The organism is Pseudomonas sp. NPDC099000, assembly GCF_044759925.1.
GTDB lineage: Bacteria > Pseudomonadota > Gammaproteobacteria > Pseudomonadales > Pseudomonadaceae > Aquipseudomonas.
Genome location: NZ_JBIWAF010000011.1, coordinates 72,818 through 94,013 on the forward strand (window position 1 = coordinate 72,818; position 21,196 = coordinate 94,013).

The following is a 21,196-nucleotide window of genomic DNA, read 5'->3' on the forward strand; positions in this document are numbered from 1 at the left end:
GCCGCCGACTCTCACGAAGATGAATTGTCGCCGTACCAATGACGTGTATACATCCACTTGCCGCCCTCGGTTTTCTTAGACCGAGTTCAACTTCTCGACGAGTACTTTTAATTCAAGGCTGTCTTGCCCCTGATCGAACAGGGTCTTCCACAGTTCATGGATGCTGACCTCAAGCGTATCGCCAAGGACTTGCACACTCAGGTTCAGCGACTGGGTCAATGCCCAATCCTCAGATTGCGCCGAACGAAAAACAAGGCTGCTGCCGTTGTCGGGGTCGGTGAGCAACAGATGGGTGTCCACCCGATCGACACGCCAGTCATCCTGCGCTCCGGTTGCCAGAATCAGCCGCGAGGGCATTGCGGCAATGTCCGGCCAGTCAGTGCAGTCGACCACTAGGCAATCGAGGTGTTGCCAGGCGGTTTCCGACACGTGATAAGTCGATCCCGTTTCAGCGCCTCCCAGAATCAGTGAACTGACACCGTCGGGCACCAGAGCCAGAAGGTCTTTTACCTCTCCCGCGACCTCCAGCGTCATGACATCCCCCTCTCGACTGGCCTTGTTCGCCGCAACCCACAACACCTCTTTGGTATTGCGGTTGAAGATCAAGCCGTCCACCGGATCAAACAACAGCGGAACACTCCCCTGTTTCGTGCCGAGGAAGTTTGCCCACTGCCCATCCGCTCTACCGGCAACATCAAATACACGGTTGAGCTCGGGTACGTAATAAGCGTAACGGTTGGTCGACTGGCCGATGGGCAGATAAGGCGCATGAGCCTGACCGGACACTAAATCGTTCAGGCGTTTTGTCAGCGCTTCAGGCGACTCCATGTAACGATAGGACCAGGCGTTCTCGACACTGATGATTCGGGCCGGTTCACCTTCAATCAGTTCGAGATTGACCCCGTCACGGGTACGGCCACGCAGACCGGTGCCGTAAGGCAGCACTTCAGAAAATGTCCAGGGTCCCCAGACCTTTTCTGGTTGTGGCAGCGCGTCGGCATTGATCAGCCGCCTGCCACTGCCGAACGCGCGGCTCAGCTGCTCAGGCTCGATAAACGCCTGACGATAGAGGTGGCCGCTGCTCAGGCCAAGTAACCAGGCGTGCTTGCCATCACGAGTGACGGACAGCAGACGGCAACCCTTTTCAGAGATCAGGTCGGTTACCAACAGCTTATTGCTCAGGTAACGCGCGTAGACAGGCTCCTGGCCGGTGACGTCCGACAGTCCGGAGAGGGAAATCAGCGAAACCGCATGCTCCTTGCCAAGGGTTTCCAGATCGCTCATCCACATCGGATGAGCATCCAGCCATTCCCCCGTCACGCCGTTGAGGAAAAAGCTCGCGTCCTGACGAACGTCAAACATCAATCCAGATTCATTGACGACCAGATACCCCCCGTCGCTGATCCTGAGCTTGACGTTGCCTGGCAATGGAACCCGTTGTGCCTCATTGCCGGTAAAGGGTTGGTGATAGAGGTTTTGACTGTGTGCATCGTGAAACAGGAACGCTATGGCATCAGGATCATTCGGTGGCAGCAGGCTTAACTGAGGCAGCGCCGAAGCGGTTTCGCTGACAGGCAGGTGCGGCGTCAGCAGCTGGTGGCTCTCCCCGTTGATCCACCTCGGCAGCGACGGCTTGTCGAGGTCGCCGGACGTCACCGTAACGAAGGATGCAGGTTTCCAGGACGTTTGCCGTTCGGCGTCGTCGCCTTGCGCAACAACCGCAATATCAACCTGCTGTAACAGGGCAATGACGTCTTTCAAGGTATCGAAATAGTCAGGCGGTTCGCTCGACACCGATACCAACGAGATTTCCTCGCCGTGAATCAGATAAATCACCAGGTACCGCTGAGTCTTGTTCAGGCGCACCCGCTGGGTGACTTGAACGACGCCCGCTCCCCGATCAAGGCAACCGATGATCTGCGCCTCTTCACTTCCCCGGTTGAAAACGTTGTAGCGCCAGGTGGTCAAACCCGTGATGGCATTGACGCGCCATATCGTGGATTGATCCGGGTGATAGAAGTAAGCGTGATCTTCTTGCACCGCAGCCAGTTGAAGTTTCTCGCTGACCGCGCCCAGGAATTGACGGCCATAAACGAACCGTTCCTTTGCCACTTCGTACCAACCCACGGTGTATTGCGGCTTTTCCGGATTGCCAAAAGGCAGCACAAACTTGCCCGCAGAAATTAAAGCACTGTCCACGCGTTGCTGTTGGTGAAGCACTTTCAAACGGTCAAGCTCCGCCTGCGAGTAATGTCCGTCGGCCGCTTGAAGTGAAGCCAGGCTCAGTTGCCGGCGTTCGCGATCAACGCGGTAGGTTTCGAGGTTTTTTGTTCGAACATACACGTCGATGTCGGGATCGATGCTCAGCTCGATACCGTCAATGTTCAACCCCGCGTCGCCGACACTGATGTGTTGTGGCGTGATCCAGTCGGCGATCAACACCCAGCTCACGCGTTCGTCACCGGGAAGCGCACTGAGGTGGACCGCCACGAGTCCTGGTCTAAGTGCGAGAGAGTAAGCCCCCCTCATCGTGTCGATGCGGTAAGAAACCCTGCCCCGCATCTCTCGCGGTAATTCAGGAACGTACAGCGCCCGCGTTTCATTTCCTACGCGCACGTTAATGGTCGTGGACTCATAGACAGGATTGAGTTTGTAGAGGATGTGCGGGAAAGGTCTGGCGTGGGTGAAGAAAAAACCTTCCTCCCTGGCTTCAAGATCACGCAAAACGTCATATTGCGGATACACCTTGCGAGGCAGGAAGCTCGAGCCACCGACCACGTTCAACAGCAGATCACTCCACTCAAAGACTTCCGGATCGGAACCCAGTTGATACTCATAACCGTAATAACACTTTGGAGTACCCGGAAGCAGCAAGGCCGAATCTGCCGGAACAGCGTTAAATCGACCATGAACACGCGGGCCGGGAATCGCGACCTGTTTTGGCAGCCCCAAGCTTTCGCGAACAACAATGGCGTTCTGTTTGTTTCCATCGGGACGCGGGAGCCCTGAGCCACCCAAAGGGCGAAAGAGCCCCTGGCTGCCGAACACCATGACTCCTTCGCGAAGATCAAGCGTGTCCACCACCGACTCGGGCATGATCGATACGACCCCTTCTTTGACCGAGAAAGCCTGCGGGCTGTACGCCGTTTTGAACCGGGTAAACAATTCGGCAACTTTCTCTGCCTTGTCCATGATTTGCCCGAGATTGCCGGCAATCGCCGTGACGCCGATTCCGATGCCAAGCAGTGGCACCGACAAAAAACCTGCAACCGCACCCGCCGTTCCGCCGACCACCAGCGCAACGCCGTCGAGCACAAGCGCACTGACATCGAACAGCAGCTGAGTGCCGAAACGCGCTTGTTGCTCGTGGTCTTCTGCGTTGTAGAACTCGTAGAGGTCAAAACCGATATTGACCACGCCCAATACCTGTCCCAGCCCCGGGCCAGCGATACGCGCCAGGAGTCGCCCGCCCGCCGAAGCGGTCTTGACCGCTATCGCTCGCTCTGCGTTCACCAGTTGTCGAACCAGGTTCGCCATTTGCAGCGTGTCGAGGCCGATACCGTGGACCAATTGTGCGTGGCCCAGGTAGCCATGAAGACGAACGGCGACGGCCAGGTTCGATTCTGTTCCAGGCTGCGCCATTTGATCGCGGTTGCGAAGTTCGGTGATCAACGCCTGGAAACCAAACGCAAAACTCAGCCTGCTTCCCTCGGAAACATCCGTTGGATCAACAGCTTTATGTCCATCGTTGCTGCCTGCCAGGTACTCGATACTCTTGTCCAGGAACGACTTGATTTGCCTGAGAAACGGTTCCTTGGTTGTCACCTCGCGGATCTGTTGTGTTTTGACGTCCACGAACGACAGTGCGTAACCGTCATCCGGTTGAGCCTGCAGGGTTGCGAATACAGGAACGTATTCGCTCCCGAGCCCATTGGCCGATCTCACGCGGTTTGTGACCTGATCCATTTTGGTCGCCCAGACGCTGGCATCCCGCTCGGAAAGGCCACGTCCCAATCGGGCATTTTCAGACAGCGCGCGTGAGCGCAACCGGGCGTGATGGGTCCATGGCGCGATATTTTTTCCTGAGCTCAGGGATTCATTGCCCAACAGCTTCGCCACTGGCAGTTCCGAAGCCAGGTGCTTGCTGGCGAGGCGATTGCCATCAAGCTCGATCACATTGAAGGGTGAGTGATCCGTCGACTCGATTGCATACTGCCTGGCCAGGTCGGCCATGCTGAACAGCGTCTTCATCCCAAGCTTGAGGTTGTCTATCCGGTCAAAACCAAAGACACCGAAATTGGGATCGTAGAACGACCAGCTACTGTGTTCGGCCGTCCCGGTCCTGGCCACCATCATTGAATGGTTTTCGGTATTGAGCATCAACGTGCAAGGTGCAGTTTTAGCTGCCAACACCTCAAAGACGCCGTCGAAATTCAACGCGCCGAGCTTGTCGCCGAAATCGGCCTGGGGTATGGCGCGCAATTCGTCGAGCGCCTGAAGAAATGCATGAGTATCACTTTCACTGGGCGAGAAATGCGCATTGGCCAATCTGCCGCTCAGTGCCTGTACCGCATCGCGGCCTTGATGAGTCGCCGCCGCCATCAGCAGCGCCAATGGATAACAGCGTCTGCCGGGGTCGCCATCGCCCCTGACCAGCAACCCCTGAGGCATTAACCTGGTCATTGACGCGCCCGCCTCCAGGAGCGTTTTACGCACCGAAGCACTGCGCTGGAGAATGTATTTACGTAGCTCGTACTCCGTCTGGTGCCTGATGCGAGCCACGCTCTCGCCCCATTGACGAAGCGTCAACGGTTTCTCGAATGAGAGAATCTTGAGTACCTGGGCGCTCTCCATGGAAGGTTCAAACGGCACTTTTACAGCGGCAAATGCCGTTTCGAACTCGGGGCTTTTGTGCGTGAGCAACACCTGCTCGATAGCCATGTAACGCTCGGATATACCCCGGTCGGCCGTATTTTTCGCGAGCGTGCCGAGCTGCTGCCAGGCGGTGGCGAAACCGGTTTCGTCCAGCGTCGGTGCGCCGAACAGGCCACCGAGTACCACCCGATGGACCGGGCTCAACTGATCGAGCGGCAGAGCCCCATGACCGATGCGAACGATCATTTCATTCAGATTGCCAATCGGATAGAAACCAAGGGAAACCGGAAGCTCGGCAAGGGGCTGGGTCAGAATCCTTTGACGCTCATCAAAGTCCAGGGAAAAAGGTTTATCGAAGTTCAACTCACCGCTGAGCTTTTCGTTCATCGCACGGATGAAGGGCGCCCCCAACTCATCCATCCAACGCTGCAGGATTGCGGTCAGCAAAACCGGTCGCCCCTCAATGATCGGCCAGCCTTTTTCGAAGCTAATGGTTTGCCCTTTCAACAGCTCGGAAAAATTCCCCTGATAGCGTGTTTTTAATTTACCGTCGACCCAGTTTGCTTGCTCTTTTTGCAGCCATTCTTGCGGTGTTGCGTTGATCGTCCAGCCAGAAACCTTCTCTTCTTCGGTGGCCACGTTGTAGCCATCCGACAACTTCAACCGATCCCGTATTTCGTTTTTTCCATCAAACAGGAGATGCTTCTCCACGTACTCCTCAAGGCCTGTAATAGCGGCCCCAGGTCCGGTCAAATCAATGGTTCCTCGGGATTCATAGCGAATACCGTCACTGTAGTAAGCGCCAATGGCGCTAACCAGTTTGCCTAAATACCCTCGGCGCGTTTTCGACAGCCCAGGCACCTCAGCAGTTTTTTCATTCACCATCGTCACGAGAATATCTTGAACGGCAGCGCTGTCGCTCCAGTCCACACCCGTCGTGTTCAATCGAGATTCAAACGCTGACAGGAAATCGTAATTGAACCTGATCAACTCGATAATTGCCTGGGTTGAGCCAGCGCCGGCATGTGCCACGATATGGGAGTTCATTTCACTGTTGATCTGAATCGCCATGCGAATACCGTCCATGGGCGTCTGACTATTCTGCGGCGCAGAGAATATGTCGTTGGCACCTGGACGCTGCAACGCAAATTCGTTTAATGCTGTCCTGTGTTGTTCAGGAATACTCATCGTGCGGTCAGGGTATCGACTGGGGTCGCGTCCTGGCATCAATGATTCATTGTTATTGAGCAGGAGTTGCAATACGCCAATACGCGCGCTTTCATCGAACGCCGTGATATCGACTCCGCCCAGTATGTTTTTCAATTGCGGCAAGTAATCCACATCACTGTAGCGGCCACCCTCCAGCGCTTCGACCTGCAGACGAACCACATCGCTGGCCGCAGCAAAGTTCCCTCGCCCTGCCACTTCGCGTTCATAGACGTCCCATAAAAGGTGTTCTCTGAAGACCTCACGAACGTCGCGCAACCGCAGATGCTCATCAACCATGGCCAAGTGACTGTCCAGGCATTTTTGTCTGAAAGCAATGAGGGTGGCTTCGTCCTTGCCATAGGCACGGACCATCAGATCAATACGTGCTTCATCCGCCTTGCCAGCCCAGCGTTCCTGGCTGAGATGAGCCGACATCTGCATTTTCAGCACCCGGGCCCGATGCTCGATCATCCGGGCCAGCTCCACAGGCGTGGCGATTGTTGCTCCCCCTGACTCCATGGCATGCGCCCTGGCACTTTCCAGGATCACTCGATTCATCTCGAACGCCAGTACTGCATCACTGTCGTACCACAGGTTGAACGTATGGCCTTCCTTGGCCAAGACCGCCTTCCATATATTGATGTAGTCTCGTTGAATAGCGCCTACTGCGCTCCCGCCCACCCACACGAAGTGCATTATTTTCGGCACTTCGGGTGCAACGGGATTCAACATTCGAACGGTCTGGACCAGTCGATTTGTATAGTTTTCAAGCCGCGCAGAGATGTCGGCCAACGCGGGCGAAATCGGCCCGGCGCGCTGGCGAATCAGTGAGTCCAGCGTGTCTTTTAGCAATAACAATGGCGCCATCTGCTCTGCCCAGCGCTGATCCTTTGCGCACGCGGAGTAATAGCCAGCCAGGGTTTCATATTCCGGCGTGGTGCGGAACTCGTTCGCGAGTGTTTGAAAATCATCGGGTCTGAAATGCTGAAGAAACGACTTACCCGCAGTGTTTGATACTTGATATTGATTCATAACATCCATGCCCTTATAACAAACTTTAAAAACACGCAGCCCGCAGCGTCGCGCACAATCCATCCGTCGATGTTTGCGAACCTGAACTGACATTTAAAACCAGCGCTGAAAGCTCTGGCATTGCCTAGTAACCGATACCGCTGTTCGAGTGGCGTTCAAATCGAAACAGCAGACAAGTAAAAAATATTTAAGCTGCCACACCCAAAAATACTAAGCGATAAAAATAACAACCTCAATCCAATGGCCGTGCAATTAATTAATTACAGTTAAGTTCGACAAACAAGTGTAACTTTTATCTTTTACCGAAACGGTTATTAACAAACTGCGCGCAGCCACGAACCAAACGGCCTGCGTCGGTTGTTTCAGAACATGAAGCGCCGAATTTTGAATTGTCTGATGCGCTCAAACGCACTTTCCGGATGTGCCCAGTTAAAGTACGTCGGGCATCCGAGAGTCTTTCGGTCGATGCGCGGTGAAAAATCTTACGCACTGGAAGGGGAGGACTGCGGCCAGCACCTCTGGCCGCAATGACTTACCCGGCTGGCTTGTCACCGTACCAACGAGGCGTATACACCCACTGGCCACCCTCGGCACGCGGGAACACGCAGGTGGTGGAAGAGCCGACCAGCACCATGGTGCGCATGTCGACCTGATCGGGGGTCAGATCACCCAGCGTGGTGACACGCAATGTCTGGCCCGGACGACCGATGTCCCGCCCCAACACCACCGGCGTTTCAGCGGTGCGGTGCTGCGCGACAATCTCGAGTGCCCGACCCAGTTGCCAAGGACGCGACCGCGAAATCGGGTTATAGAACGCCAGCGCCAGATCGGCCTGAGACGCCAGGTCCAGACGCTTCTCGATGATCGACCATGGCTTGAGATTGTCCGACAGGGACATCACGCAGAAGTCGTGACCCAGTGGCGCACCGGCCTGAGCCGCCGTTGCCAGGGACGCGGAGACGCCCGGAAGAATCTCCAGATCAACGCTGTGCCAGCCCGGCTCACTCGACTCGTGCAGCGCTTCGAGCACGGCGGCCGCCATGGCGAATACGCCCGGATCCCCCGACGAAACCACCACCACCGACCGCCCTTGGGCCGCCAGTTCAAAGGCGTGGCGAGCGCGCTGCATTTCCTCGCGGTTGTCGGTGCAATGCAGCACTTGATCCTCGCGAAATGGCCCGGCCATGCGCACGTAGGTTTCATAGCCCAGCACGTCATTGGCGCGCGCCAGTTCGGCCTTGACCGCCGGCACCATCAGTTCGGCGGCGCCAGGGCCCAGGCCGATCACGGCCAGACGGCCGCGCGCACGCCCGATCTGCGCAAGCTCCAGTGGCTCGTTGGCCGCCGCGATGGCGATGCCGGTATCCGCCGACACAACGGTAGCGTTCGGCACGGTGTGGCGGGCCAGCTCGCTGACGCCGCCGCTGACCGAGGCAAACCGCAGCGGCACGCCCAGCTCAAGCGCCGCTTCGCGCAACGCAGGGTTGGCCATGTGCAGATCGCTGGCCAGCAGGCACGCCAGTGATTGCACGGCGATGTTTGCCTGATGCAGCGCCGCGCGAATCGCGTTCGGCAGATCCGCCACCTCGGCGTTCACCGCCACCAGCACGCTGCGCGGGTAGATCAGCAATTCATTGGCCGCCGGCGTGCGCTCGGCACTGCCGACATGAATCGACAACGGCGCCTGCGGATCTTCGGGCAACTGCGCTTGCGCCAGCCACGGCGCGGTGCCTTCGATGCGCACGCTTTGGCCGGACAGCAAGTCCGAGACAAAACGTTTGCCCAGTTCCAGATCGCCGAGGGCGTAGCCGCTGGGTGGATTGAGCAGGCAGGTGCCGAAGCGCAATTCACCGCTGGTGGTGATCGCCGCCGCCACTTCGAGACCGGCAGCAATCTCCCGCGCCATGACGTTCACGCCACCGAGGCCGCCCAGCAGCGGCACCACCGCGCTGCCGTCTTCGGCCACCGCCAGCACTGGCGGCTCGGCGCCCTTCTCAAGCAGCAACGGCGCCAGGGTGCGGATCACAATCCCGGCCGCGCACAAGGCAATGATCGGTGTGTCCTGCTGATAGAACTCGCGCACGGTGGCGCCGAACTCGTGATAGGCACGATCCGCACCTTCAACCCGTCCGGCCAGACCATGAATCAAGGCGCCAGGGTAGACCTGCTGGATCTTGCGCGCGGTCGCGAGGCTGCCATTGCCAAGGATCACAATCGCCGGAACTGGACGGGCCATCAGCCTTGCCACCTTTCACCCGGAACAATGATCAGCGAGAAGTACGGTGACGACATCGGCTCGACCTGATCCAGCGGCACGATCTTCTGATTGGCCATGGTCGCGCGCTCGACGTACAGCGCACGTTCTGCCAGGCCTAGTTCTTCGAGCACCTGACGGACCTTGGGAAAGTTGCGTCCCAGCTTCATGATCACCGCCGCATCGGCATCGGCCAGACGACGTTTAAGGTCCTCGTGCGGCAATACGCCAGAGAGCACCGACAGGCTCTGATTGCGATACACCAACGGCGCGCCCAGCACCGAAGCACCGCCGAGCATCGAACACACGCCCGGCACCACTTCGGCTTCGTAGCGTTCAGCCAGGCGATCGTGCAGGTACATGTAGGAGCCGTAGAAGAACGGATCACCCTCGCAGATCACCGCCACGTCGCGACCGGCATCCAGATGCGCGGCGAGTTCTTCGCCCGCCGCATCGTAGAAATCGCTGATCACTTGCTCATACGACAGCGGCGCCGGCAGCGCTTCGGTGGTCACCGGATACACCAGCGGCAACAGCGTTTGTGCGTCCTGCAAATGCGCTTCGATGATGCCGAAGGCGTTGCCCTTCTTACCCTTGGCCACGAAGTACGCCACCACGGGCGACTCGCGCAACAGGCGCAGGGCTTTGACGGTAATCAGCTCCGGGTCACCGGGGCCGACGCCCAGGCCGATCAAGCGTCCAGGCTGCTGCATCATTCGATCTCCGTGGCGAGGGCATTGACGGCGGCGGCGGCCATGGCGCTACCGCCCAGCCGGCCTTGCATGATGACAAACGGCACGCCGCGACTGTCGGCCGCCAGCGCTGCCTTGGACTCGGCGGCGCCGACGAAGCCGACCGGGAAGCCGAGGATCAGCGCCGGTTTCGGTGCGCCGGCATCGAGCATTTCCAACAGATAGAACAATGCGGTCGGTGCGTTGCCGATCACCACCACGCTGCCTTCCAGATGCGGGCGCCACAACTCCAGCGCGGCGGCGGAACGGGTGTTGCCCAACTCACGAGCCAGTTCCGGAACGCTTTCATCGCGCAGGGTGCAGATCACTGGGTTGTTGGCCGGTAACCGCGTGCGGGTCACGCCTTCGCTGACCATCCGCGCGTCGCACAGGATCGGCGCACCGGCGGCCAGCGCCTCACGCCCGGCCTTGCCCGCGCCTTCGGAAAATTGCAGGCCGTCGATGGCGTCGACCATGCCGCAGGCGTGGATCACCCGCACCGCGAGTTTTTCCAGATCGGCCGGGATTCGCTCGAGGTTGGCCTCAGCACGAATGATCGCGAAGGAGTTGCGATAGATCTCCTGACCGTCGCGGATGTAATCAAGCATCTAAAGGGCTCCGTGAGCGGGCGTCGAGCAAGGCCGCGACCGCTTCAATAGTAAGATTGCGTGCGTGCAGCGCGCCGAAACCCGGCTGCGCTGCATCGCGAAAATAGAGGTCGTAATGACCGGGAGAAACCGCCAGCAACGTGACCGGCGCGATGTGCGCCGCCGCGCAGGAACGCGGGCAGCCGGACAGGTGCACGTTCAGCGTCTGGCCGTGACGTTGCAACAGCGCCGCCAGTTGTCGGGCATCGCCCTTGGTGTCGGCCAGGCCTTTGCCGCAGCCGGTCGAGCCGGTGCAGGCGATGAGATGCGCCAGGGCATCGTCGGCCGAGCAGCGCAGGCCGAGGTGTTCAAGTGTGTGGATAACGTGAGGCGCCTCGTGGTCATGAATGCCGGGCACCAAGAGGCTTTGCCAAGGCGTGAAACGCAGCGTGCCGTCGCCCTGTTCGCGGGCCAATTGTGCGGCGCCTCGGAGCTTCGCCGGATCCAGGCGGCCCAGCGACGGCACTGCGCCGATGTAGACACGGCCGGCGTCACGCTGTGGATGGGCACCGATGTGCAGCGCACTTGGAGTTGCCTCGCGTTGCCACCCCTCTATGGCCATCAACGGCACACGCTCGGCGAGACGCGCGAGAAACCCGTCGAGCGAACATTCGGCGAGCAAATGTCGCATGCGGGTCTGCTCGGGGCGCGCCTGTTCCAGAAACAACTCCAGCACCGCGACCACCAATCCATGACCCTGCTCCAGCGACACCGCGCCTGCGGCCAGGTCGACAAGGCAACCCGCCAGGCCGAATACAAACACTCGCTCACCGTCTCGCTCAGCCGCGGACAACCAAAGATCATGAGGGTGTTCGAGCATTGCCAGCCCTTCGCCGCCATCGAGTTGCACGGCGAACTTGGCGCTGAGGTCGTGGAAGCGTTTATCGCTTTGTAGGGTGGCGAGGATCTGTTCGGCCAGTGGGCGCGTATCGATCAGCATCTGTTGATCAATGCCGGCACCGGGGCTGAGCATCAGATTGCGCACGTCATCGCCTGCTGCGCTGGTCGGGCCGAGACCGGCCGCCATCAGGCTGTCGATCAAGGCACCGTGCTCACTGCCGATCCCGCGAATCTGCAGGTTGGCGCGGTTGGTTGCCTCGATCACCCCGCCGGCGAAACGCTCGGCCGCATCCGCCACCGCTTCGGCCTGAGCCGCGCTGATCGAACCGCCATTCAATTTGATCCGGCAGATGCCGCCATCCAGTGCCTGGACAATACGCAGCAACCCCGGGCAGGCCGAGGGGCGTAAGGCTGAGGACATCGGGCGTTCGTTCAAGGGGGCGACCGGCAATGGGGAAAGGCGCTTCACGGGCGAAGGCGCGGTATTATGCCTGCTTTGTCAGGCGGCATGAAAAGCCTGCCCGTCGGAACAGCGCGTTTGAAGACTATTTTTGAGGGCTACAGATGTCACCCTGGCTGACAGTAGTAGGAATCGGTGAAGACGGCTTCAAGGGCCTGGGGAAAAATGCCCGGCACGCCCTGTTGCGCGCTTCGCGGATCATTGGCGGCCAGCGACAACTGGATTTGCTGCCGGCGTGCATCCGTGGCGAGCGGCAGTTGTGGCCCAGTCCGTTTTCCCTTGACCCCGTTCTGGCGCTGCGTGGCGAACCGGTCTGCGTGCTGGCCAGCGGTGATCCGATGCTCTTCGGCGTCGGCGCCAGCCTTGCCCGGCAAGTGCCCAACGCTGAAATGCTGATTCTGCCCGCGCCCTCCTCCTGCTCGCTCGCGGCGGCGCGAATGGGCTGGCCGTTGCAGGAGGTGGTGACGCTTTCGGTGGTTGCCCGGCCGCTTGCCGCACTGAACGCGCAGTTGTTCAGCGGCGTGCGTTTACTGGTGTTGAGCAACGATGGCCAAAGCCCGGCCGCCATTGCCGCACTGCTGCGTGAGCGCGGTTTCGGTCCGAGCCGTCTCAGTGTGCTGGAACATCTGGGCGGCGCCGCCGAGCGACGCATCGATGGGGTGGCCAATGACTGGAACGCTCCAGTGGTCGCCGATCTGAATCTGATCGCCATCGAGTGCATCGCCGCGCCGGACACACCGCGTCTCTCGCGACTGGCCGGCCTGCCAGACTCGGCCTACAAGCACGACGGTCAACTGACCAAACGCGACGTCCGCGCGATCACCCTTGCGCGCCTCGCCCCGGTCCCCGGCGAACTGCTGTGGGATGTCGGCGCCGGCAGCGGCTCGATCGGCATCGAATGGATGCGCGCCCACCCCAGTTGCCGCGCACTGGCGATCGAAGCCGATGAAGGTCGGCAACAGCTGATCGAACACAATCGCGACGCCCTCGGCGTACCCGGTTTGCAGCTGATTCGCGGCAGTGCACCGCAGGCTCTGGCCGGGCTCGAACGCCCGGATGCGATCTTTATCGGAGGCGGGGTCACTCGTGAAGGTGTACTCGACACCTGTTGGGCGCAACTCAAACCCGGTGGCCGATTGATCGCCAACGCCGTCACGTTGCAAAGCGAAGTGACCCTGATGGCCTGGCGCGAACGCCACGGCGGTGAGCTGACCCGCATTCACGTCGCTCAGGCCCAGCCGCTGGGTGAGTTCGACACCTGGCGCCAGGCGCTGCCCATTACCTTGCTGGACGTGACGAAGCCCTTCGATGCGTGACGAAACCGCTGAACAACCCGCCCCGCTGCGCAGCGGCCTGACCACGGGCAGTTGCGCTACCGCGACCAGTCTGGCGGCGGCCCGCTTGTTATTGGACGGGATGAGCGCTGACGCCGTGGAGATCGTGCTGCCCAAGGGCAAGCAGGTGCAGATGCGCCTGGAATTCTGCCGACTGATCGACGATGGCGCCGAAGCCGGGACGATCAAGGATGCCGGGGATGACCCGGACGTGACCCATGGCGCTCTGTTGTATTCCCAAGTGCGATTGAGTGACGCGCCGGGCATCCGCTTCAACGCCGGTCACGGCGTTGGCACGGTCACCCGCCCGGGGCTGGTGCTGGGTGTCGGCGAACCGGCGATCAACCCGGTGCCGCGCAAAATGATCACCGAGCACCTGACCCTGTTGGCCGAAGAACTCAGCTACGGCGGCGGCTTCGAGGTCACGGTCAACGTCGAGAACGGCGAGGCGCTGGCCTTGAAAACCATGAATCCGCGCCTGGGCATTCTGGGTGGGCTGTCGATCCTCGGCACCAGCGGTATCGTCCGGCCGTTTTCCTGCGCGGCCTACATCGCCTCGATCCACCAAGGCATCGACGTCGCCAAAACCAACGGTTACCTGCACATCGCCGCCTGTACCGGCAACGCCAGCGAAGACACCATGCGCCGCGTCTACGACCTGCCGGAAATCGCCCTGATCGAAATGGGCGACTTCGTCGGCGCCGTCCTCAAACACGTGCGCAAAGTGCCGGTGGATAAACTCAGCCTGTGCGGCGGGTTCGGCAAGATCAGCAAACTGGCGGCCGGGCACATGGATTTGCACAGCCGGCACTCAAGCATCGACCTGCCGCAACTGGCCGAATGGGCCGCCGCGATCGGCGCCGACGAGGCGTTGCAACAAGGCATTCGCGACGCCAATACCAGCCAGCAAGCTTTGGCGATGGCCAGCGCGGCGGGCATCGCCCTCGGTGATGCGGTGTGTCAGCACGCACTGGACTTCGCCCGCAGCGTGGTGCCAGCGCAGGTTCAGGTTGAAGTCTTTGCCATCGATCGCCAGGGCGGGATTGTCGGCCATGCAGGGGCTTTTCGATGAAGCGCATTTTACTGCTGGGCGGCGTGACCGAAGCCTTGGCCATCGCCCGCACCCTCGGGCCAGAACACATCTACAGCCTCGCCGGTGTCGGGCGCGTGCCGACGGACCTGACCTGCCAGGTGCGCGTCGGCGGCTACGGCGGTGCCGAAGGCCTGGCGCAATTCATTCGCGATGAAGGGATCGATTTGCTGCTGGACGCGACCCACCCCTACGCCGCACAAATCAGCCACAACGCCACGACCGCCGCGCATCTGAGCGGCATTGCATGCTGGGCGTTACGCCGTCCTGCCTGGCAGCCACAGGCTGGGGATGACTGGCGGGACGTCAGCGATTGGGCCGAACTGATCGAAGCCCTGAAACCCTTCCGCCGACCGCTGTTCACCCTCGGCCGCGAACCGTTGCAGCACCTGCACGAAATCCCGCCGGAGCAATTCTGGACCTTGCGCGCCCTGGACGTTTACCCCGGCAACGAACGCTGCGAAGTCATCGGCGCACGCGGGCCGTTTCTGATCGAGGATGAACGGGAGCTGTTTGAACGTCGGCACATTGATGTGCTGATCAGCAAGAACAGCGGCAGCACCGCGACCGAGCCGAAACTGGAAGTGGCGCGGGAGCGTGGGGTGCCGGTGATTGTTTTGCGGCGGCCGGTGTTGCCGGGGGTGGATCGGGAGTTCCAGACGCTTGAAGAAACACTTGTTGAATTGGCGACCTTGGATCAGTAGGGCAGGATCATCGACTTGCATGAACAGTAACCTATTTGTTACCTTCAGAGCCGTCTGTGATCACACTCGAAGAATACTTGCAGGAAAACGAAACAAGCCCGTTTGGACGCTGGTTTTCCACCTTAAATGTACAGGCAGCGTTTAAGGTATCTACTGCCTTGGTCCGACTGGAGCGGGGCAATACCTCCAATATCAAGTGGTTTGAAGGTCTCGGCGAATACCGAATAAATTGGGGGCCCGGCTACAGAATCTATCTTGTTCAAGAGGGAAAACGCTTGATCATCCTTTTTGGTGGAGGCGATAAGTCCACCCAAAAGGCCGACATCAAACAGGCAAAAACACTGATAGCTGAATTTAGGACCCGTAAGAAAGCGGAACGAACCCGGAGATAAAGTCATGGCGCTCACCCGAAGCTACAAACACACCATCGCCGAGCGTGCCCAGCGTGACCCCGAGTTCGCTCAGGCATTGCTGGATGAGGCTGCTACTCTGTTTCTTAATGGTGAACCTGAAATGGCCAGGATCATTTTGCGTGATCTCGTCAACGCCACCGTTGGTTTTGAAGAGCTGGCGAAGGAAACAGCAAAACCAAGCAAAAGCCTCCATCGAATGTTGTCTGCCAAGGGCAACCCGAGCATGGATAATCTGGCTGCGATATTTGCCGTAATTCGCGCTACGCTTGGGGTAGATATGCAAGTGCACGCGGTACGTGCGCACTGATGAATCGAAAAACAATCTGTTTTTCCTGCGACACCACACCGCACGCCGCTTTTTTACTTATCGGCCCTGATCAGGCTAAATAGCCGCGCCTGATCGCCCACCCAACGGATTTTGTCCCATGTCCCGACAACGGCTCGCAATTGCCTGGATCGCCTGCTTCGCAGTGCTGTTCAACATGCTCGCCATGCCGATGACCGGAGCCATGGCGCAGTCGGCGAAATCACCCGCCGAGCAATTGTTGTGGGGCAGTTTCTGTACGTCCAGCGGCACGAAGATGGTGGCGATTGCCCTGAGCGACCTCGAGCAGAAGGCCCCGCAAAACGACGACCATTCCAACATGCAGCATTGCTGGTGCTGTTCAGGGTCCGCCCCGCTGGTGGCGTTGCCCGGGCATGTGCCGCAACTGTATTTCGCCCGTTTCGAGGCCAATCGAAGCGTGCCAGCCGCCTCTCTCGATACACCCACTCCGCGCCAGCAATGGCCGAGCCTCAACCCCCGCGCGTCCCCTCTGGTGTGATTCCTTCTCGCAATTGAACTGCGTCTTGAATCGCTCTGGAGAACTGCCATGTTGAACAAACTCATCGTTCTGGCTGCGTTGCTGCTGCCTGCCTGCTTTGCCAATGCCCACGAATACAAGGCCGGGGAGTTGGAGATTGCTCACCCGTGGTCGCAGGAGTTGCCGTCCAACGCGCCAACCGTAGCGGCCTATTTTGTCATTCAGAACCCAGGCAAAACCGCCGACCGCCTGCTCAGCGTCGACTCGCCGATTGCCGGTGAAGCGCAATTGCATGAGCACGTCATGCAAGCCGATCTGATGAAAATGCAGCAAGTGCCGAGTGTCGAGATTCCTGCCAGTGGCAACGTCACCTTTGCGCCGATGGCCTATCACGTGATGCTGGTAAACCTGAAAGACCGTAGCCTGCTGAGCGACGGCAAACGCTTCCCGCTGACGATGCACTTCGAAAAGTCCGGTGATGTGACCGTCGAAGTCGCAGTGCAGAAGAAGCCGCCGGAAGACATGCAGATGCACGCCCACGCCCAGTAATCGACTGAGCTGAACACGCCCATGCGCCCGCTTAGCGCCAGGTCATCCGCACACTGTCGTCAGCCGTTAAGCCTGACGCGCGGTAGCTGGATCAGCCTGTTCGCCATGCTGATGATCTTTATCGGCCCGCTGATTTCCCAGTCGATGCCGATGGATCAACGCGCCTCGTCGATGTCGATGAGCATGTCGATGGACATGAGCATGGACATGTCGGCAATGGAGCATGCCGACCACGGCGCGCAACCCGCCGCCGAGCACTGCCCGCCCAAAGCCTCGCATCATGCGCTCTGGGAAAAATGCGGCTATTGCAGCCTGCTGTTCAATTGCCCGGCGCTGACCGGCGGCCAGTCCTTCGCCGCGTTCGATACACCCACAGCCACCACCTTCACCACTCCCGCCCCTCGTCTGGGCCATGCCCGGCACACCGTCTTCCCCGGCGCCCGCACCCGCGCCCCACCCATCGTCGCGTAAACACCCACCCGATCTCACACGGTCCGTAAGACTGCCAAGGCTCGCTCCCACAAGGGATTGCGTTGGCTGTCGGCCGTGTCGTTTACGACTGTTCGATGGAAATTGTCATGTCCAGGTTTGCTGCTGACACACGCTTGAGCCCTGCCCAAGCTTCTTTTGCCCCAAACGAATCGAGTATTCGTTTCAGGCACGCCACCGCCGTCCTTTGCGGCGCATTGCTGACACCCACGGTGCTGGCCAACGAACACGCGGGCCACAGTGAAGAACTGAGCCCGACGGTAATCACCGCCATCGCGCCGAGTTCGCCACTGACCATCGTCACCAACCCCAAGGACCCGCGCCAACCGGTGCCGGCCAGCGACGGTGGCGACTACCTGAAAACCATCCCCGGCTTCGCCCTGGTACGCAACGGTGGCACCAACGGAGATCCGGTGCTGCGCGGCATGTTCGGTTCGAGGCTGAACATCCTCACCAACGGCGGCCAATTGCTCGGCGCCTGCCCCGGCCGGATGGACGCGCCCACCTCCTACATCTCGCCGGAAACCTACGACAAACTCACCGTCATCAAAGGCCCGCAAACCGTACTGTGGGGACCGGGTGCATCGGCCGGTACGATCCTGTTCGAGCGTGAGCCGGAAAGCTTCGGCGAACTCGGTACGCGCATGAACGCCAGCGTATTGGCCGGTTCCAACGGCCGCTTTGACAAAGTGGTGGACGCCGCTGCCGGCGGGCCGCTGGGCTACGTGCGCGTGATCGGCAACACCGCGCACGCCGACGACTACAAGGACGGCAACAACGACACCGTGCCGTCGCGCTACGACAAATGGAACGGTGACGTGGCGCTCGGCTGGACGCCGGACGCCGACACCCTGCTGGAGCTGACCGCCGGCAAGGGCGATGGTGAGGCGCGTTATGCCGGGCGCGGCATGGACGGCTCGCAGTTCAAGCGTGAAAGCCTGGGCCTGCGGTTCGAAAAGTCCAACATCGGCGAGGTGCTGGACAAGGTCGAAGCGCAGATCTACTACAACTACGCCGACCACGTGATGGACAACTACACCCTGCGCACGCCATCGGGAACCGGGATGATGGCCGGTCCAATGGCCTCCAACGTCGACCGCCGGACCCTCGGCGCGAGGATCAAAGCCACCTGGCGCTGGGCCGATGTGCAATTGATCAGCGGCATCGACGCGCAGACCAACGAGCATCGCCAACGCGGCAGCAAGGGCGTCGATACCTATAAGGACCTGCCTTATACCAAGGATGCCGATTTCCATAACTACGGTGTGTTCAGCGAACTGACCTGGTACGCCGCCGACCGTGACCGGCTGATTACCGGCGCACGTCTGGACCGTGCCTCGGCCAAGGATTATCGGCAGACCATCGGTTCCGGGATGATGACTCGCCCCAACCCGACCGCCGACGACACCCGCGCCGACACGTTGCCAAGCGGTTTCGTGCGCTACGAGCATGACCTCGCCGACAGCCCGACCACGCTCTACGCCGGCCTCGGTCACACCCAGCGTTTCCCGGATTACTGGGAACTGTTTTCTCCCAAGTCCGGCCCCGCCGGATCGGTGAACGCTTTCGATTCGATCAAGCCTGAGAAAACCACCCAGCTCGATTTCGGCCTGCAATACAAGACCGAAGACCTTGAAGCCTGGGCCTCGGGCTACGTCGGGCAAGTACGCGATTACATCCTTTTCAACTACACCCCGACCCTGATGGGCACCACCTCTCAGGCTCAGAACATCGACGCGCGAGTCATGGGCGGCGAATTGGGTGCGGCCTACCAACTGACCAGCCACTGGAAAGCCGACGCGACCCTGGCCTACGCCTGGGGCAAGAACAGCAGCGACGGCAAGGCGTTGCCGCAAATGCCGCCGCTGGATGCGCGTTTCGGCCTGACCTACAGCGAAGACAACTGGAGCGCCGGGGCCTTGTGGCGCGTGGTCGCGGCGCAAGACCGCATCGACCGGAACAAGGGCAACGTGGTCGGCAAGGACTTCGACAAGACCTCCGGTTTTGGCGTGTTCTCGCTCAATGGCGCCTACCGCATCAACAAAAACTGGAAGGTCAGCAGTGGCGTCGACAACCTGTTCGGCAAGGCTTACGCCGAGCATTTGAACCTGGCCGGCAACGCCGGTTTTGGCTACCCGGCCAATGACCCGCAGGCCATTAAAGAACCGGGGCGAACGCTCTGGACCAAGGTGGACATGAGCTTTTAAAAGCTTCGCGGGCAAGCCTCGCTCCTACATTATTCGCGTCGATCACAAACGATGCGAACGACACAACTCCTGTAGGAGCGAGGCTTGCCCGCGAATGACTGCGCAGCAGTCACCGGACAACAACAAAAGAACCAAGCCAAAGCGGAGCACACGTGATGAAACAGCCCAAAGTGAATTTCTACAACCTGGCCTGGCGCTGGCATTTCTATGCCGGTCTGTTCGTCGCGCCATTCATGGTGATGCTGGCCTTGACCGGCGTCATTTACCTGTTCAAGCCGCAACTCGACCCGTTGATGTACGGCAGCCTGATGAACGTCCCGGCCGGGCATCACAGCGTCCCGGCCGACGACCTGCTCAAGCGGGTCAAAGAGGCGTATCCACAGGCCACGATCAAGCAGTACCTGCCACCGGTCAACGCCCAGCGCAGCGCTCAGTTTGTCGTGATCAATGGCGGTAGCGAACTCAACGTTTTCGTCGATCCCTACCAGGGCGACGTCCTCGGCGAGCAAGACGCCAAGAAAAATCTGCAAGCGGTGGCGCGAGCGATTCACGGTGAATTGATGATCGGCACCGTCGGTGATCGGCTGGTCGAACTGGCCGCCGGCTGGGGCGTCGTGCTGGTGGTTTCCGGCGTGTTCCTGTGGTGGCCGCGTGGCCAGGCGGCCGGTATTTTGTGGCCGCGCCTGACCAGTCGCGGTCGGGTGCTGTGGCGTGATCTGCACGCGGTAACCGGCTTCTGGGGTGCGTCGCTGCTGTTGGTGATGCTGCTCAGCGGCATGACCTGGACCGGGTTCTGGGGCCAGCAATATGCGCAGGTGTGGAACGTGTTCCCGGCGGCGATGTGGGACAACGTGCCCAAGTCCGACGTCGAGGCCCGCAGCCTCAACACGGCCACTCGCCAGACTGTGCCTTGGGCGATGGAAAACACGCCGATGCCGATGTCCGGCGACCACGCCGAACACATGGCCCACGAGGGTGCGCAAGCCGGCCCCGCAGCGCCGACTATCAGCCTGCAAGACGTGCAGAACATCGCTGTGCAACGCAAGGTCGAACCGGGTTACAGCATCACCTTCCCGAAAACCGCCACGGGCGTGTTCACCATCGCCGTGTTCGCGGACGACCCGCGCAACGACGCCACCTTGCATGTCGATCAGTACACCGGCGACGTACTCGCCGATGTGCGCTACGAGCAATACGGCACCGTCGCCCGCGCCACGGAAATCGGCGTGATGTTGCATGAAGGCAAGATGTTCGGCGTATTCAACCAGATCATCGTGCTGCTGATCTGCCTGATGATTTTGCTCAGCGCGGTCAGCGGCGTGGTGATCTGGTGGAAACGCCGTCCACAAGGCAAGTTCGGTGTTCCACCGCTGCGCCACGACCTGCCGAAATGGAAAACCGCGATGGTCATCATGTTCGCCCTGGCCGTGGCGTTTCCGCTGGTGGGAGCTTCGCTGGTCGTGGTGTGGGTGCTGGATCGCGTGCTGTTTTCGCGCTTCACCCGGCAAACTGAATCGGCCTCATCTTCATCATGAAGCAGGCGAGATGCGCGGTTTAGA

General features: G+C 60.1%; 15 protein-coding genes. 10 read left to right on the top strand and 5 right to left on the bottom strand.

Translation table 11 applies throughout. The features are described from left to right. Positions 1-75: 75 nt before the first annotated feature. From ACIQV9_RS15540 to cobG, 5 genes are all read right to left on the bottom strand, one after another. A complete protein-coding gene (locus ACIQV9_RS15540; protein ID WP_403102919.1) occupies positions 76-7,116 on the bottom strand; it encodes a TcdA/TcdB pore-forming domain-containing protein in 7,041 nt (2,346 codons plus the stop codon). Between the two features lie 532 nt (positions 7,117-7,648). Continuing rightward, positions 7,649-9,352, bottom strand: a complete 1,704-nt coding sequence (gene cobJ, locus ACIQV9_RS15545; protein WP_403102922.1) for a precorrin-3B C(17)-methyltransferase — start codon at positions 9,350-9,352, stop codon at positions 7,649-7,651. Further along, positions 9,352-10,083, bottom strand: coding sequence for a precorrin-2 C(20)-methyltransferase (locus ACIQV9_RS15550; RefSeq protein ID WP_010463910.1), 732 nt, complete (start codon positions 10,081-10,083; stop codon positions 9,352-9,354). Before ACIQV9_RS15550 ends, cobJ begins: the two co-directional genes overlap by 1 nt. After that, entirely contained in the window at positions 10,083-10,709 is a 627-nt protein-coding gene (locus ACIQV9_RS15555; RefSeq protein ID WP_403102924.1) for a precorrin-8X methylmutase, read from the bottom strand. Before ACIQV9_RS15555 ends, ACIQV9_RS15550 begins: the two co-directional genes overlap by 1 nt. After that, positions 10,702-12,009 carry a precorrin-3B synthase gene (cobG, locus tag ACIQV9_RS15560; RefSeq protein ID WP_403102926.1) on the bottom strand — a complete coding sequence of 436 codons (1,308 nt, stop codon included), beginning with the start codon at positions 12,007-12,009 and terminating at the stop codon, positions 10,702-10,704. The genes ACIQV9_RS15555 and cobG overlap by 8 nt, the downstream gene beginning before the upstream one ends. Positions 12,010-12,152: 143 nt before the next feature. Here cobG and cbiE point away from each other — a divergent pair, with 143 nt between their 5' ends. The 10 genes from cbiE to ACIQV9_RS15610 all read left to right on the top strand — a co-directional run bounded on the left by cbiE (position 12,153) and on the right by ACIQV9_RS15610 (position 21,172). After that, positions 12,153-13,364, top strand: coding sequence for a precorrin-6y C5,15-methyltransferase (decarboxylating) subunit CbiE (gene cbiE / locus ACIQV9_RS15565; RefSeq protein ID WP_403102928.1), 1,212 nt, complete (start codon positions 12,153-12,155; stop codon positions 13,362-13,364). After that, on the top strand, positions 13,357-14,454 hold the full coding sequence (locus ACIQV9_RS15570) for a cobalt-precorrin-5B (C(1))-methyltransferase (RefSeq protein WP_403102930.1): 1,098 nt from the start codon (positions 13,357-13,359) through the stop codon (positions 14,452-14,454). Before cbiE ends, ACIQV9_RS15570 begins: the two co-directional genes overlap by 8 nt. Beyond that, entirely contained in the window at positions 14,451-15,176 is a 726-nt protein-coding gene (locus ACIQV9_RS15575) for a cobalt-precorrin-6A reductase (RefSeq protein WP_403102933.1), read from the top strand. Before ACIQV9_RS15570 ends, ACIQV9_RS15575 begins: the two co-directional genes overlap by 4 nt. A 56-nt stretch (positions 15,177-15,232) precedes the next feature. Continuing rightward, positions 15,233-15,568: a type II toxin-antitoxin system RelE/ParE family toxin gene (locus ACIQV9_RS15580; protein ID WP_403102936.1), complete on the top strand. Its 336-nt coding sequence runs from the start codon at positions 15,233-15,235 to the stop codon at positions 15,566-15,568. Positions 15,569-15,572: 4 nt separating this feature from the next. Next, complete coding sequence (locus tag ACIQV9_RS15585) at positions 15,573-15,896, top strand: DNA-binding protein (RefSeq protein WP_131058881.1); 324 nt, start codon at positions 15,573-15,575, stop codon at positions 15,894-15,896. A gap of 118 nt (positions 15,897-16,014) precedes the next feature. Then, complete coding sequence (locus tag ACIQV9_RS15590; protein WP_403102940.1) at positions 16,015-16,413, top strand: DUF2946 domain-containing protein; 399 nt, start codon at positions 16,015-16,017, stop codon at positions 16,411-16,413. Between the two features lie 48 nt (positions 16,414-16,461). Next, a complete protein-coding gene (locus tag ACIQV9_RS15595) occupies positions 16,462-16,941 on the top strand; it encodes a copper chaperone PCu(A)C (protein ID WP_403102942.1) in 480 nt (159 codons plus the stop codon). A 21-nt stretch (positions 16,942-16,962) separates the two neighbouring features. Then, positions 16,963-17,412, top strand: a complete 450-nt coding sequence (locus ACIQV9_RS15600; protein ID WP_403102945.1) for a DUF2946 domain-containing protein — start codon at positions 16,963-16,965, stop codon at positions 17,410-17,412. A gap of 107 nt (positions 17,413-17,519) precedes the next feature. After that, positions 17,520-19,637: a TonB-dependent copper receptor gene (locus ACIQV9_RS15605; protein WP_403102948.1), complete on the top strand. Its 2,118-nt coding sequence runs from the start codon at positions 17,520-17,522 to the stop codon at positions 19,635-19,637. Positions 19,638-19,792: 155 nt separating this feature from the next. Then, on the top strand, positions 19,793-21,172 hold the full coding sequence (locus ACIQV9_RS15610) for a PepSY-associated TM helix domain-containing protein (RefSeq protein ID WP_403102951.1): 1,380 nt from the start codon (positions 19,793-19,795) through the stop codon (positions 21,170-21,172). Positions 21,173-21,196 lie beyond the last annotated feature (24 nt).